General features: G+C 42.8%; 13 protein-coding genes. 10 read left to right on the top strand and 3 right to left on the bottom strand.

Going from position 1 to position 14738, the window contains the following annotated elements:
- Positions 1-3: 3 nt before the first annotated feature.
- The 5 genes from UB51_RS20590 (at position 4) to UB51_RS20570 (ending at position 5484) form a co-directional block, all read left to right on the top strand.
- The gene (locus tag UB51_RS20590) at positions 4-342 is read left to right on the top strand and encodes a phasin family protein (RefSeq protein ID WP_044878900.1); all 339 of its coding nucleotides are present in this window, start codon (positions 4-6) and stop codon (positions 340-342) included.
- On the top strand, positions 342-2012 hold the full coding sequence (locus tag UB51_RS20585) for an ABC1 kinase family protein (protein WP_044878899.1): 1671 nt from the start codon (positions 342-344) through the stop codon (positions 2010-2012). Before UB51_RS20590 ends, UB51_RS20585 begins: the two co-directional genes overlap by 1 nt.
- A gap of 513 nt (positions 2013-2525) precedes the next feature.
- A complete protein-coding gene (locus tag UB51_RS20580; RefSeq protein WP_044878898.1) occupies positions 2526-4235 on the top strand; it encodes a DEAD/DEAH box helicase in 1710 nt (569 codons plus the stop codon).
- A gap of 218 nt (positions 4236-4453) precedes the next feature.
- On the top strand, positions 4454-4798 hold the full coding sequence (locus tag UB51_RS20575) for a DUF3243 domain-containing protein (protein WP_044878897.1): 345 nt from the start codon (positions 4454-4456) through the stop codon (positions 4796-4798).
- Positions 4799-5007: 209 nt separating this feature from the next.
- Positions 5008-5484, top strand: coding sequence for a glutathione peroxidase (locus tag UB51_RS20570; protein WP_044878896.1), 477 nt, complete (start codon positions 5008-5010; stop codon positions 5482-5484).
- 103 nt (positions 5485-5587) lie between these two features.
- Here UB51_RS20570 and UB51_RS20565 read toward each other — a convergent pair whose 3' ends face one another.
- Positions 5588-6676, bottom strand: a complete 1089-nt coding sequence (locus UB51_RS20565; protein WP_044878895.1) for a LuxR C-terminal-related transcriptional regulator — start codon at positions 6674-6676, stop codon at positions 5588-5590.
- 121 nt (positions 6677-6797) lie between these two features.
- Between UB51_RS20565 and UB51_RS20560 the strand changes: the two genes are divergently transcribed.
- Both UB51_RS20560 and UB51_RS20555 read left to right on the top strand, forming a co-directional pair.
- Positions 6798-7526 carry a class I SAM-dependent methyltransferase gene (locus UB51_RS20560; RefSeq protein ID WP_044878894.1) on the top strand — a complete coding sequence of 243 codons (729 nt, stop codon included), beginning with the start codon at positions 6798-6800 and terminating at the stop codon, positions 7524-7526.
- A complete protein-coding gene (locus tag UB51_RS20555; protein WP_044878893.1) occupies positions 7526-8650 on the top strand; it encodes a saccharopine dehydrogenase family protein in 1125 nt (374 codons plus the stop codon). The genes UB51_RS20560 and UB51_RS20555 overlap by 1 nt, the downstream gene beginning before the upstream one ends.
- 149 nt (positions 8651-8799) lie before the next feature.
- Here UB51_RS20555 and UB51_RS20550 read toward each other — a convergent pair whose 3' ends face one another.
- Together UB51_RS20550 and UB51_RS20545 are read right to left on the bottom strand one after the other, a co-directional pair.
- Complete coding sequence (locus UB51_RS20550; RefSeq protein ID WP_044878892.1) at positions 8800-10125, bottom strand: sensor histidine kinase; 1326 nt, start codon at positions 10123-10125, stop codon at positions 8800-8802.
- Positions 10118-10855, bottom strand: a complete 738-nt coding sequence (locus UB51_RS20545; RefSeq protein WP_044878891.1) for a LytR/AlgR family response regulator transcription factor — start codon at positions 10853-10855, stop codon at positions 10118-10120. Before UB51_RS20545 ends, UB51_RS20550 begins: the two co-directional genes overlap by 8 nt.
- A gap of 304 nt (positions 10856-11159) precedes the next feature.
- On the opposite strand from UB51_RS20545, the gene UB51_RS20540 reads away from it, so the two are divergent.
- The 3 genes from UB51_RS20540 (at position 11160) to UB51_RS20530 (ending at position 14708) form a co-directional block, all read left to right on the top strand.
- A complete protein-coding gene (locus UB51_RS20540) occupies positions 11160-12104 on the top strand; it encodes an ABC transporter ATP-binding protein (RefSeq protein ID WP_052676022.1) in 945 nt (314 codons plus the stop codon).
- Positions 12082-12879 (top strand): ABC transporter permease, encoded by a 798-nt coding sequence (locus tag UB51_RS20535; protein WP_044878890.1) that lies wholly within the window; start codon positions 12082-12084, stop codon positions 12877-12879. The genes UB51_RS20540 and UB51_RS20535 overlap by 23 nt, the downstream gene beginning before the upstream one ends.
- A 197-nt stretch (positions 12880-13076) precedes the next feature.
- The gene (locus UB51_RS20530) at positions 13077-14708 is read left to right on the top strand and encodes a formate--tetrahydrofolate ligase (protein ID WP_044878889.1); all 1632 of its coding nucleotides are present in this window, start codon (positions 13077-13079) and stop codon (positions 14706-14708) included.
- The last annotated feature ends 30 nt before the right edge of the window (positions 14709-14738 follow it).

Here is a 14738-nt window from a genome sequence, read left to right as displayed (position 1 = left end):
AACATGAGTGATCTGTTTAAGAAAGCTATTTCTTTGGGATGGGGCCTTACGATGGTCAGCAAGGAGAAGGTTGAGAAAGTTGTGGATGAGTTAGTGAATCGCGGGGAACTTGCGCCTGATGAGTCCAAAGCGTTAGTGAACCGTCTTATTGAACGTGGTGAAGAAGAACAATCTCAGTTCAAATCTGTCATAAATGATCAGGTTAAGAAGATATTACATGAAATTAACGTGCCTACTACTAGTGATGTTACGAATCTAGAACAGCGTATCGCTGTCTTGGAGCAGAGGATTTCGGAACTAGAAGCACCACAGGCAGTACAGGAAGCACCGCAGGTTGAATAATGGCCGTACGCATTAGGCATACGGGGCGCTATAGGGAAATTGCTATGGCGCTTATACGCCATGGCTTTGGGTACATGGTCGAAGAACTAGGTCTGTTCCAAGTTCTTACGATGCCCCGCCGCTGGATTACACATGAATCCGTGGAATCCAAAACGTTAGGAGAGCGAATTCGGCTTGTGCTAGAGGATCTGGGGCCCACGTTCATTAAGCTGGGTCAGCTTGCAAGTACACGGACGGATTTACTTCCAGAACCTATCATTCAGGAACTTGTGAAGCTACAAGATCAAGTTCCTCCTTTCTCATCGGATACGGCTAGAGGGATTCTGGAACAAGAATTAGATATATCTATTCAGGATATGGTGTCTTGGTTCGAAGATGTTCCGATTGCCGCGGCTTCGATTGGACAAGTTCATATGGCTAAGCTAAAAACTGGGGAAAGAGTAGCGATCAAGATCCAACGCCCAGGTGTTATCAAAATGATCAGTAGAGATCTTGATATTGTAAGTGATCTTACTGCTTTGGCAGAGAAACGCTGGCAGTGGGCTAGACAATATCAGCTTAGTCGAATTGTTCAGGAGTTCTCCAGATCCATGCTAGCAGAACTGGATTACAGTCAAGAAGCACGTAATACGGAGAAAATAGCACTGCAATTTACAAAAGACGCTCATATTTATATTCCAAGCATCTATTGGGAATATACCTCTTCACGTGTGCTTACTATGGAGTTTGTAGATGGGATTATGCTTAGTCGTCGTGAGGAGTTAATCAATAAGGGCTTCGACTTGAAGGAAATTGCGGAGCGTGTTGTTAATGGGATGCTCCATCAAATTTTTGTTGAAGGGTTCTTTCACGCTGATCCTCACCCAGGTAATATTATGGTAAGGAAAGATGGAAGTATCGCCTTTATTGATTTCGGTATGGTGGGTCGTGTCAGTAATGATATGAAAGATCATTTATCGGGATTGATTATCGCTTTGATGCGTAAGAATACAGATGGTATGGTTCGCGCAGTGTTGAAATTAGGGCTATTACCAGATGACGGTGATATCTCTGCGCTTAGAGCCGATCTAGATCGGCTACGGGATGATTATTATGACGTGCCCTTTGCGGAGATTAGTATGGGTAAAGCATTAAATGATTTGTTCGGTGTAGCTAGGCAGCATCAGATTATGATTCCACCGGATTTAACTTTGCTGGGTAAAGCGTTGTTGACATTAGAAGGTATAGTTGAGAATTTGGACTCTTCTTTAAGTATTATTGATATGGCAGAACCCTTTGGAAAGAAGTTATTGAAGGAACGTTATAGTACGGGTCGAATACAGAAAAGGGTGTTTGGTGGAATGACCAACCTACTTGAAAGTATGTTGGAGCTACCAGGACAAGCTAGGCAGATTTCTTCGCTCATTAGTAAAGGTAAGCTTAAAGTAGAGATTAGTGTACCTGAATTACAGGCCGTGATGCGTAAAATGGATCAAATCAGTAATCGGCTGTCTATGAGTATTGTGTTATTAGCCTTTAGCATTATCATGGTGGGGCTAATTGTCGGATCTGCCCTCAATCATCAGTCTTCGATATTGTGGCATTTCCCTGTCATTGGCATCGGATTCGGTGTGGCCTTCTTTATGTTGGTATGGTTACTGTATGGTATTTTTAAATCTGGAAGATTCTAGATTGAGTACCGATTTTGAAATGAAATGTGAGGTCGGTATGTAGATTACCGGCCTTTTTTGCATGCTGACGTGTTACAATGTACCATGAGTGATAAGGTTGTCGGTCTTTATTATTTTGTGCAAGTTAAGGTGTGGGGTACGATGTTAGAAATAGCTGTCTCAAAGGCGATAAGCTATTCCATAACTTGTGTATGAAATGTTGGCCCCGAGTGGAACCCTTATAGTGCGAGTTCAAAAAGTCGACTATTCAGCACCATAGCTTATGCTTACGATGGCAAACCTCCATGAGCAACGGACTACGAGGGTTGAACTCAGATTCGATGCCGAATATTCTTATAGAGCTACTTCGTGATCCATAGATGACTTTTTGAACAACCTCTTATAGTAACGATAGGACATTTACTTAAGTAGCACCTTCGGTTGAATGAATTTACCATTGAAGATAGACTTGTGACTCTTGGCAAGACCAGTCGTTTAAATTACACAAATAAATAATAAGATGAGGTGAAGGATTTGCCGAAATTTCAAGACTTAGGCATATCGCCAGAACTAGTTAAAGTTCTTCAAGTGCAAGGGATTACCGAACCTACGCCTGTACAGCATGAAGCAATTCCGTTGTTGTTAGCAGGTCGTGATGTCATTGCCCGTGCTCGTACTGGAACAGGGAAGACGCTTGCGTTCATGTTACCTATCATGATGAAGATTGACCCAAACCGTCAATATCCACAAGCTTTAATTGTAGCTCCGACACGTGAGCTAGCACTACAGATTACGGAAGAAGCGCGGAAGCTTGCACGCAACACAGACGTCAAAATTCTTGCTGTCTATGGTGGACAAGATGTAGATAAACAGTTGCGTAAGCTTGAAGGTGGACGTCATCTGATCATTGGTACACCGGGGCGTTTACTAGATCACTTAGGACGCGGAACACTTGACTTAAACGGAGTCAAAATGCTCGTACTTGATGAAGCAGATCAAATGCTACATATGGGATTCCTGAATGATGTTGAGACGCTGATTCAGGCGTTGCCATATCGTCGTCAAACGATGTTATTCTCAGCTACAATGCCTGCGGAGATTAAACGGATTGCAGCAGCTTATACGACAGATGCGGAAGACATTATTATCAAAGGGGAGAATTCCCTTGTACCGCTTGAACATATCCGTCAAGTGGTTGTGGAGTGTTCGGATCGATTGAAACAATCAGCGTTGTTTAGCATGCTGAATGAATATAACCCGTATTTAGCTATTATTTTCTGTCGTACGAAACGCCGTGCAAAGATGATTAACGAAGCACTTATTGATGCTGGTTACAATTCGGACGAGCTTCATGGGGATCTTTCGCAAGGTAAGCGTGAAGGTGTTATGAAGAAATTCCGCGAAGCCAAAATCCAATTGCTCGTAGCTACGGATGTGGCGGCACGTGGTTTGGACGTTGAGGGTATTACACATATATTCAACTATGATATTCCTCATGATGTGGAGAGTTATATCCACCGCATCGGTCGTACAGGCCGCGCAGGTGATAAGGGTGTAGCGATTACTTTGGCAGATCCTAAGGATAAGCCGGAAGTACAGCGTATTGAGCTTGAGATCCGCCACAAAATCGAAAAAATGCGTTATGAGAATATCGATGGTGTTGGTGAGGTTAAGAAGATGGGCACCGGATCTTCTTCGGGTAAGAAATCGAGAAGCGATAGCGAAGGTGGTCGCGGTCGTAGAGATGATCGCAGCGGGGGCGGTCGCAGAGGCGAAGCACGCGGAGGAAGTAGCCGCGGAGGCGAAGCACGCGGAGGAAGTGGTCGCGTGGGCGAAGCACGCGGAGGAAGTGGCCGTGTAGGCGAAGCACGCGGAGGAAGTAGCCGCGGAGGCGAAGCACGCGGAGGAAGTAGCCGTGTAGGCGAAGCACGCGGAGGAAGTAGCCGTGTAGGCGAAGCACGCGGAGGAAGTGGCCGTGTGGGCGAAGCACGCGGAGGAAGTAGCCGTGTGGGCGAAGCACGCGGAGGAAGTGGCCGCGTGGGCGAAGCACGCGGAGGAAGTAGCCGCGTGGGCGAAGCACGCGGAGGAAGTAGTCGCGGAGGCGAAGCACGCGGAGGAAGTAGCCGCGTGGGCGAAGCACGCGGAGGAAGTAGTCGCGGAGGCGAAGCACGCGGAGGAAGTAGCCGCGGAGGTAATTCACGCGGTGGTTATGCTGGCGGAAAAGGTCGTCCGCGGAGCAAGTAGACCGTTAAAGGATAGAGAGGGGCTTAGAGCCTCTCTCTATTTTTGCGTTGAAGGCAGAAAAAATGAAATCAGAGCATAGTTTACGTTCGAGCTGCTCATGATAATACAGCATACCTTAAGGTCAGTTATTTGTTCGGGAGCATACTCTAGGGCTGATTGAGCTTATAGTAACTTGGTTAAGTAAAAGAATAACAGTGTAGTTTGAAGGAGGCCCTACTATGTCAGAACATAATCATGTAGTAAATAAAAATGGCGAGTTGGATATGAACAAAGTGGATGATACATTGGACAGAATCAGTGATAGCCGTAAGGACGGTATTTTATCTGACTTTGAAGTGTTTCAGAGCTATTTGAGCAAAAGAATTCATTTAGCCGAGTCCATCGGGCTGAATGAGGAGCAATTGGCACGTACTGCAGAGAAGATTGCTGGATATTTATCTGAGAATGAAACACCGCGTAACCGTGAAGAGAAGCTTTTACAGGAGCTATGGAAAGTAGGAACGGAAGAGGAACGACATAAACTATCCCATATGCTAGTAAAGCTTGCTCAAACATCGGAATAAGTACGTAGGTACCTCAGGCATGCGCTTCTAGCTTAATCTAATAGCAAGCCTTCTCCTGTGCGTTTGGAGGGGGATTTTTTATTATAAAATGTTCTTCACATGGTATTTAGGTTTTAATCATACCCAATATTTGCATTCATACTGATTTTAGGTAATGATTAGAGAGAAAAGTACGAAGAATAGTTCATAACGAAAGCGAGGGTAAATAGATGTCAGTATATAATTTCAAAGCAACGACACCGGCTAACCAAGAGGTTTCATTGGATCAGTACACAGGTAAAGTGTTGATTATCGCCAACACAGCTAGCCAATGTGGGTTAACACCACAGTATGGAGAACTCGAGAAGCTATATGAGAAATATAAGGATCAAGGATTAGAAGTTCTCGGCTTTCCTTGTAACCAATTTGGTGCGCAAGAACCGGGTACAAGTGAAGAAGCTGAATCTTTTTGCAAGGTGAACTACGGTGTAACCTTCCCTGTCTTTAGTAAAGTTGAAGTGAATGGTGAAGGCGCAGATCCATTATTCAAATATTTGAGAGAACAACAGCCTGGAGTAGGTGAAGACAGCTCTATTGCATGGAATTTCACTAAATTTGTAGTGAACCGTGACGGTGAAGTAACGAAACGTTTTGAACCGAAAGAAGCTCCAGAATCCATGACTAGTCTTATTGAGAATCTGCTGTAATCTTATACAAGCTTATATAGTGAATTAATGACATATATATACCTAACCTCATGTAACCATGGAATGTAGCCGGCAATCGTGAATCTCTAACGATGCGGGCTTTTTATCCATTTCGGTCAAGACTGTATCGAGAGAACAATTTCCAAATGAGCTCTCTTCGGCTAGTGACACCTGTTTTGAAGAAAATGGATTTCAGATGATCTTGTACCGTATAGGCAGAAATATGCAGGACTTGAGCTAATTCCTTAGTAGATAGTCCTTTGGATATGTGTTCTACGATTTCTTTCTCACGCACTGACAAGGCATAGGCCTCGGCTATTAGAGGGAGAATGTCGGAAGACTTAGCAGGCTCGAAAGAAACCGCTAATTGAGTGAGGCCGGTGGGTCCTTCAAGTCTGCTGGCTACAATGGATAAGTAATTTCCGTCCTTTATGCGCAGACATATTTTGGCCTTGGACGGTTTTCCAATCGTATCGTTTCCTTCAGCTAACGCGCGCGAACATACCGCTCTAACCGGTCTGGGTAGCGCCTCACTATCGAGCTGTTCCAATCCTCGCAGCATGGTCAGCCAATGCTTCGCCACAGCATTGAAGGTCAAAGGAATAAGCTGATCAGACAGCACCATAATGCCATTTCCCTCTTCTTGTAATCCTTGCATATCCTCTGCCGGCAGGCTTAAGGTGAAGGTTCGCAATGTACTGGCGATGAATGGTGCGATGGTTGCTACAATGGTGCATTCCTCCTCTTGGAAAAAAGGAGAATCGAGGAAGCGGAATAAGGTCAAATATCCCCAGCATGCCCCTTCGCTCATGAGTGCCACCCTCAGTTCATCTCCGAAACCCGCAGGCTGAAGCACTGCCCGGTATCGTTCGCTTCGCTCTAGTTGTCCCTCGGTCGCTCCACTCAATGAAGCCACAGGAACTACCGCGTGTGCCAGTTGCTCATATTGATTAAAATCCTCATGTAAATACTCATATTCAAAAATTTGAGAGTGAATATCTTCAACGCCTTGTTCTGTTATGGCTCCGGTTGATAGTAGTGTATTCGGATCTACCGTCGTGCAACAGGCCGCATCAAAGGGTATCGCTTCTCTTAATTTTGTTATAACGGTTTCTTTATATTGCTGGGAGGACATTGGAGTCTCCTGTAATGTGCCCATCAGATGTTTCATAGCCTTCATTCCCTCGTTCATCGCCGAATCCCTTCTAAATCCCACAAATGTGGGATAGTATATTCTACGTTTTGTCCTGATAATTGAGAATAATTCTTATTATATAACAGTAAGCCATATCATCAAGACAGGAGTGGTTACAATGAGCGATTTAAATTCTTTTATCCATAGAAACTGGGATCATCCCGATGTTAATAAATACGAGGAAACCATTGCTTTAAAAATACCCGGATACCATCTGCTATACGATATGCTTGACCATCTGTTGACGGCACAGTGGGGAGAGCAGTTGTCTGCCCATATGCTTGTGGTTGGGGCCGGCGGGGGACAAGAGATCGTTACGCTTGGCGGAAAGCACAAGTCTTGGAAATTTACTGGGGTTGATCCTTCAGAACGTATGCTGGATATCGCTTCGCGGCGTATTGAATTCGCAGGGCTTAAAGATCAAGTATCGCTTATTCATGGCGAGCTGCATGAGCTAGCACTGGATAAGCTTTATGATGCTGGAACCTGCCTGCTGGTGCATCATTTTATTGAAGGTCTAGAACAGAAAAAGCAGCTACTACAAGATATCGCCAATCGTCTTCATGATGGTGCCCCCCTATTTATTGCGGCAATCAATGGGGATGTGACGAAAGAATCGTGGTCATTACAGATGAATGCATGGAGAAGCCATATGCTGGATAATGGTATACCTACAGAGGAGTGGGAACGGTTTGAAAGCTCCATTGGTGTAGCATCTCATCCCATCCCTGCTGTAGAGCTGGAAGCTCTTTTGCGGGATGCAGGTTTCTCTAACGTTACACGATATTTCGGGTCTTATCTGATAGACGGATGGTTTGCGATTAAGAACGGGAGTGTGACAAGCTAATGAAACAAGATATCGTTGTGATCGGAGGATACGGTCATGTTGGCGCGCAAATATGCAGAATATTAGGTGATAAATACCCAGGAGACGTATACGCAGCGGGAAGGAGCCTGGAGCGAGCGGAGCAACTCTGCAGCGCTACTGGAGGGAAGGTGAAGCCACTACGTATGGCACTTGGAGAGCCCGTTAATAAGCATCTGTTGCAGCGGGTTAAACTTGTTGTGATGTGTCTAGATCAGCAAGATACGTCATTTGTAAAAGCTTGCCTAGAGAGCGGAACTCATTATGTGGATGTCTCCGCGAACGGTCCCTTCTTCAAGCAATTGGAAGCGTTGGACAGATCGGGAGCAGGACAAAAGGCTACAGCTGTTCTAAGTGTAGGTCTTGCGCCTGGTCTGACAAATCTGTTGGCCGGTCAGGCGAAGCTGGCGATGGATCAAACGGAGAGCATGGATATATCGGTTATGCTTGGTCTTGGCGACAGCCATGGCAAGGCAGCGATCGAGTGGACCGTAGACAGCCTGAGCGCATCCTTTAATATCGTGGAAAAAGATCTGAGTGTTCCCGTCAACAGCTTTACAGACGGTAAGGAGACGGATTTTGGAGGCCGTTTAGGCCGACATACAGCATATCGGTTTCCTTTTTCCGATCAATTCACTCTTCCCCGCACACTTGGCATTCCTTCCGTCTCGACCCGCTTATGTTTCGATTCTCATTTAGCTACGGTTTCAATAGCTGTACTGCAAAAAATGGGCTTGATGACCTTGCTGCGGGGAGAGCGTGGTCGTAATATAGCAGTGAAATCTTTTGGCAAGCTTCGCTTTGGCTCAGAACGGTTTGCTGTGAAGGTAGATGCATATGGGTACAAAGATGGGAGTCACATGATAGGTGAATATTGTATACAGGGAACTAATGAATCGAAAATAACGGCAAAGACCGCTGCTGCTGTTGCCGAGGCGGTATACAGCGCTACTGAACTGCCGACAGGAGTGTTTCATTTGGAGCAGCTGTTCGGGATGACTATGGACAAGGAGCACGTATGGTTGACTCTGACAGGTGAAGGAGACGATAGTCCATATTATGAGATCGACGATGTTGAGTGCTGGTCACGTCAAGATCGCATTTGATACCCTCTATTATTTAGAAAGCCGTTTAATATGAACGGCTTACTTTGATTTTCCAAAAACTTTTATGGCTCGTAAGCACACCGGAAACAGCCATATATTTATTAATTCCACCATCATTTCACACGAAATCGGGTTATAAAGCGGGTATTTTAATTGGATGCAATCGTCACCGTTTGCTGGGCTAAAGGGTCAAGCACTGATTTTTGGGATTGAATCTTAAAAAGAACAATTTCGATCTGAAATAGACTATTGCTATAAGAAATGTCCAACAACCCATCACATTCGTCTACTATTTTTTTGATATTTTTTAATCCTAAGCCATGTGATTGTTTATCAGACTTCGTAGAACGGATTTCTCCATAAAGATTTGTATGAATTTTATTTACAAATGGATTTTGAATCCTCAGGAACAAGCTATCATTAAGATAATGCATATGTATTTTTATATAGCGCTCTACATTCGTTTTTTCTTTGCATGCTTCGATAGCATTATCCAATGCATTTCCCAGAATAACGCTGATCACTGTTGTATCAAGTTCCAGTCGCGGGGGAATGTTTAAATCTAAATAGAAGAGGATTGTATACTTCTCGGCGACCTGTTGTTTGTAATTGATAATCGAATCAATAATAATATTTCCACTATGACAGACTCCTGCTGGATTTTCAATTTTTCCAAGTAATTTATTCAATTCATTTTTGGTTGTTTCTTCTTCTCCAGAATGTAGTTTTGCGCGCAATCCCAGAAGGATATTTTTAAAGTCATGTTGAAGCCTAAAGGATTCTTCCTGCATTTCTTTTGTCAAAAGATATTGATTTACATAGTAAGCATTTTGTTGTTCCAGCAGCTGACTTTTGTTCTGCGCAGATTGTACACACAAGACACGATCGCTTAAAACAAAAATTAAGAAGTTTATAATAAGCAGACCCACGCAAATAATTGGAAATAAATCAGGATAAGTCCGAAAGAATAAGTTAGAGGATAAATGGGTTACACCCATAATGCTTATCAATGGACAGAAAAATAAGAAAAACCAATACCACCCTGATAAACTACCATTGCCATATGTTTTAGCTATCCGTACTGATATTAACACCAATATTAACATCAGAAGTTTTGACAGAAAGAGGTTAATAATATATCCCTTTGTCGAATAAGCTGTCGACATAGCTACATCGCTAAGAATGATAAGAGCTACGATAAAAAGAGCGGCACATACCCTCCATTTAAGATTTCCCCTATAGAGAAAAGATAGCAGTACAATTAATCCTATATTCAGAGTGAGCAGAACTGTGCCAGGTAGCGGACTAAAGTGTAGAGCAATGCTGCACGCAAAATATAGGAAATAGAGTAATACAAGATTTAATTTCTTCTCAACACGGCAAACGAAACAATGGCTGAAAAAATAATGAATGATAACCGATAGAAATGGGAGTGTTACTAGATAAAACAGTTCTTCTAGGAATATATTATCCAACAAGATTCCCCCTGAATTTTAAATAATTTTTCCTGACGGAGACGCTTTTCTTTTCACTGATTGGTAGTTCTTTGCCAGTTACGAGAACTACTTTCTTATAACTGATTTCTTTAATAAAGTAAAAATTTACTATATATGACTGATGTATTCTGATGAAGACGCTGACGGGAAGTTTTTGCTCTTCCTCGTTTAATGTACTGTAGTATTCGATTTTTTCATTTTTTGTGTAAAGAAAAACTCTTCTTATATTACTCTCCAAATACACGATATCCCGGAAGGGAGTTAGAACTTCTTTTCCCTTTTGATGTACCGGCAGGAAGTTCTTTTTGCCTTGCTGTCGCTTGCGAATTACTTTTTGAATGGTAGAAATTAATTTATGTTTAAATATTTGCGGCTCAATGGGCTTTTTAATAAACCCTGATGGCTGAACATCGAAAAGTTGTAGATGGTATTCTTCATGACTGGAAATATAGATAAGTTGCACAATGTCATTCTCATCATTTGCCCTTAGTACATACCCTGCTTTAATTCCATCCATGCCTTCCATTTCAATGTCCATAAGAATAATATCAAATGGGCAACTTCTCTGAATGGCTTTAGAGAAGCTTTCTCCTGAGTAAAAAATGGAAATATCTATTTTTTCAGAAAAGTTATTCTGAGTTCCCAGTATCAGCCTTTCAACCAGATCGGTTGTTGGCAAGTCATCATCACAAACAGCGATATGAATCATATAACCCCTCCTTCAACAATTATCTCTCTTCATTTATGGGGATTTATCCCTCGTGTAATAATATTATACATTTTTACGAAAACTCAAGCCATACGGCGCTGGGGACCTCTTTCAGCCGTTGCTGCTCAGAGGAAGTGAAATCGCTAAGACAATCCCTGAAAAGTACAATAACTTTCTTAATTTAAACAATCTGCGTGTTGAGTCAATAAAAGCATGCTATTATTACCCGTCGACAAACTATAGAATTGTTTTGTTTGACCGGTGAGCAACAGAAGGTACACAGAAGTAAAAAGAGGAGTGTTCTATGTTGAATACAACTATTTTCGAAGCAAAGGGATTAACAAAACAATACGGATCATCGTTTGCACTCCAGGACATCAATATGACTATCCAGCCTGGCGATATATATGGTTTTATCGGAGAAAATGGGGCCGGGAAGACCACCCTCATGAAAATCATTGGCGGCTTGGTCCATCCGACATCAGGTAAAATATCCCTTTTGGGGAAAGGTGAAAAAAATAAGCTCAATTGCGCCAGACGACAGGTTGGGTTTCTAATTGAAATGCCGGCCCTTTATCCGAATTTGAATGCAGAAGAAAATCTGACATTCTATTGTCGTATTTATGGCATTGAGGATAAAAACAGGATTGCAGATGTATTGCAGGCAGTGTCTTTGTCAGACGTTGGGAAAAAGAATACATCGGATTATTCTCTTGGAATGCGGCAGCGCCTTGGACTTGCTATCGCTCTTCTTAACAACCCGAAATTTTTGGTTTTGGACGAACCTATCAATGGCCTTGATCCTTCAGGAATTGTGGAAGTGCGAAAGATTCTGGAGAATCTAGCAAATGAAAGGGGAGTGTCCATTTTAATATCCAGTCATATTTTAAGTGAGTTGCAGTTACTGGCTACAAAGTTCGGGTTTATTCACAAAGGACGGTTAATCAAGGAGATTTCAGCCGATGAACTTTTGGAATCAGCTGAAACACGGATATGCATTCGAACGCCAGATTCGGCTGCAACTGTCCAAATATTAAAAAATGAACTTAATATGGAGTTAATTCACATTACTGAAGCCGGTGAAATTCAAATCCCTAAAGAAAGTACGAATCTGGAAAAGCTGATGACTGTTCTTCTAAAGCAAGGAATCGAAATTGAAGGGATCAACCTATCTACTCCAAATCTTGAGAACTACTACATGGATTTAATAGGGGGGGGAGCAACTAATGATAAATTTCCTAAAAGGTGAAGCTTACTATTTGAAAAAGGATTCAATGTTTAGAGGGATCTGTTTCATGTTTTTGTTTGCAAGCATCTTGCTACTTGTCTGGATAGGAACGCAGGTTGGGTTTGATATAAGTAGCCCTGCGCAACCGCTAACCATGGCAACACCCTTGTCCCTTTTCCTGTATTTTATCATTCCTATACACGCCTGTTTTTTCGCAACAGAGGGATTTGAATATGGGTCCGTAAAAAATATCATCGCTTCGGGTCAGAGCAGGTCATCGTATATTATTGGGAAATATCTTACGGAAATAAAAGTAATCATTTGGTGGGTATTCCAATTTTTCGGAATTTTCTATGCGTTGTATATGGCAGCAACTCTTACTACAGGTTCTCACATCGGAAATAACAACCTAAGCGGAGATTTGATAACCGTTTTCAGCGCATTGGGCTTTAACATTTTGTACTTGGCTGCTTACTCTGCGATCGTAATGATGGTAGGGATGCTCGTAAGGAAAACTGCTTCAGCGGTAGTAATCACTTTTCTCATAATATTCGGTGATTTTATGCTCTTTGGTTATCTTAAAGACTCTTCTTATGCATTTTTACGAATGGTTTCTGACAATACACTAATGACTCAGATCATGAAATTTTCCGGGATGTATGTTGCAAATTCACAGCACATATTGCTAGCAGGTATAAATGACTATATTCGTGTGACGCTTATTCCTATTATCATCGTAGCGATCTGTTTGATAGTTACTTTAGTTTCTTTTGAAAAGAGAGATATTCATACTTAATTAGGGACCGAACCAATTATTAAAAGATTGCTTGAACATAAGGCTATGAATTTTATTGCTAGACAACTATGAAATGGATCGTGACGTTAGCGATTATTTCATAGTTATCCTGCACTTATTTCAGGTACAATAGGGTTATTCGAGTTCATTTCATGAAGAAATGACATAGACAGAACTATTGGAGGTTACTTGCTAGAATGAAACCTATTGTTGAAGTTGCTCAATCTTTCGATATTGCGGAGGAACATCTAGAGTTATACGGGAAATTTAAATGTAAATTGAATCCATCTCTTTGGGAAGAGATCAAGGATCGACCAGATGGTAAGCTAGTATTGGTAACGGCGATGAACCCTACACCTACCGGCGAGGGCAAGACGTTAACTACGATTGGACTTGCGCAGGCTTTGAATGCGATAGGTGAACCGACAATCGCAGCTCTCAGAGAGCCTTCACTAGGCCCGTGTTTCGGAATGAAGGGTGGCGCAACGGGAAGTGGCAAAGCGCAAATTGTTCCATCGGATGATATTAATCTTCATTTTACAGGAGACATCCATGCAATTACCTCAGCTCATAATTTACTATCAGCAATGATTGATAACCATATATTTCAAGGGAATGCACTGCGGCTGAATTCAGAGCGTATCGTATGGAAACGAGTTATGGATATGAATGACCGGAGTCTGCGGAGAATTGTGGCGGGTCTTGGAGATGGCAATGGCGTCACACGTGAGACAGGCTTCATGATCACGACGGCTTCTGAGGTTATGGCGGTGCTTTGTCTGAGTGAGAACTTGACGGACTTAAGGAATAGACTTGGTAAGATGTTGATTGGTTATAACGAAGAGGGAGAGGCTGTAATAGCGTCTCAGTTAGGGGCGGTGGAAGCCATGGTTGTCCTTCTTAAGGAAGCCATTAAGCCCAATCTCGTACAGACACTAGAAGGAACTCCAGTCGTGGTGCATGGCGGACCGTTTGCTAATATTGCGCACGGTTGTAGTAGTGTGATTGGAACTAAACTTTCTCTGAAAATGGCTAGCATTGTCGTGACAGAAGCGGGTTTTGGTGCAGATTTAGGCGCGGAGAAATTTTTCGATATCAAATGTCGCCAAGCTCATTTAACTCCTGCGGCTACTGTACTTGTTGTAACCGTAAAGGCGCTAAAATATAACGGTGGAGTTCTGAAGCAAGATCTAGATATGGTCGACGATGAAGCACTTAAGTTAGGGTTATCCAATATGGAGAGACATATTGAGAACCTGAGTAAATTCGGGGTTCCTGTGATGGTTGCTATTAATCAATATGCAGAAGATACCTCTAGAGAAATAGAGCTAGTGAAGGAGCGTTGTCAACAGCTTGAGGCTCGAGTAGAAGTCTCGAATGTATGGGCAGAAGGTAGTGAAGGTGGACGGAGGCTTGCAGAGAGTTTAGTTGAGCTTCTAAATGACCAGATAACGGGCTTTGCACCGCTTTATGATGAAGAAATGGATATTTCTTTGAAGATTGAGAAGGTGGTTAGGGAGATTTATCGTGGAGAAGGCGTGTCTTACTCCGCAGCTGCTAAGCGAGGACTTGCAGAGATTAATCGACTTGGATATGGGAACTTACCCGTATGTATGGCAAAGACGCCATATTCGTTCTCGGATCAGCCGCGTTTGCTGGGTGCACCGGAAGGCTTTACGATTCATGTTAGGGACATCTCGTTATCGGCTGGAGCAGGATTTGTAGTTGCACATACAGGGAATATCGTGACGATGCCGGGTCTTCCTAAGTCTCCTGCTGCAGAGCATATTGCGTTGGATGAACAGGGTGTCATTAACGGGTTAATCTGAGGTTTAGACTAGACGGTTATGTTTACAGAA

It is taken from the genome of Paenibacillus sp. IHBB 10380 (assembly GCF_000949425.1).
Classification (GTDB): domain Bacteria; phylum Bacillota; class Bacilli; order Paenibacillales; family Paenibacillaceae; genus Paenibacillus_AQ.
The sequence above is the reverse complement of the archived record's forward strand: the minus strand, read 5'-3'. Positions and strand labels throughout refer to the sequence as shown.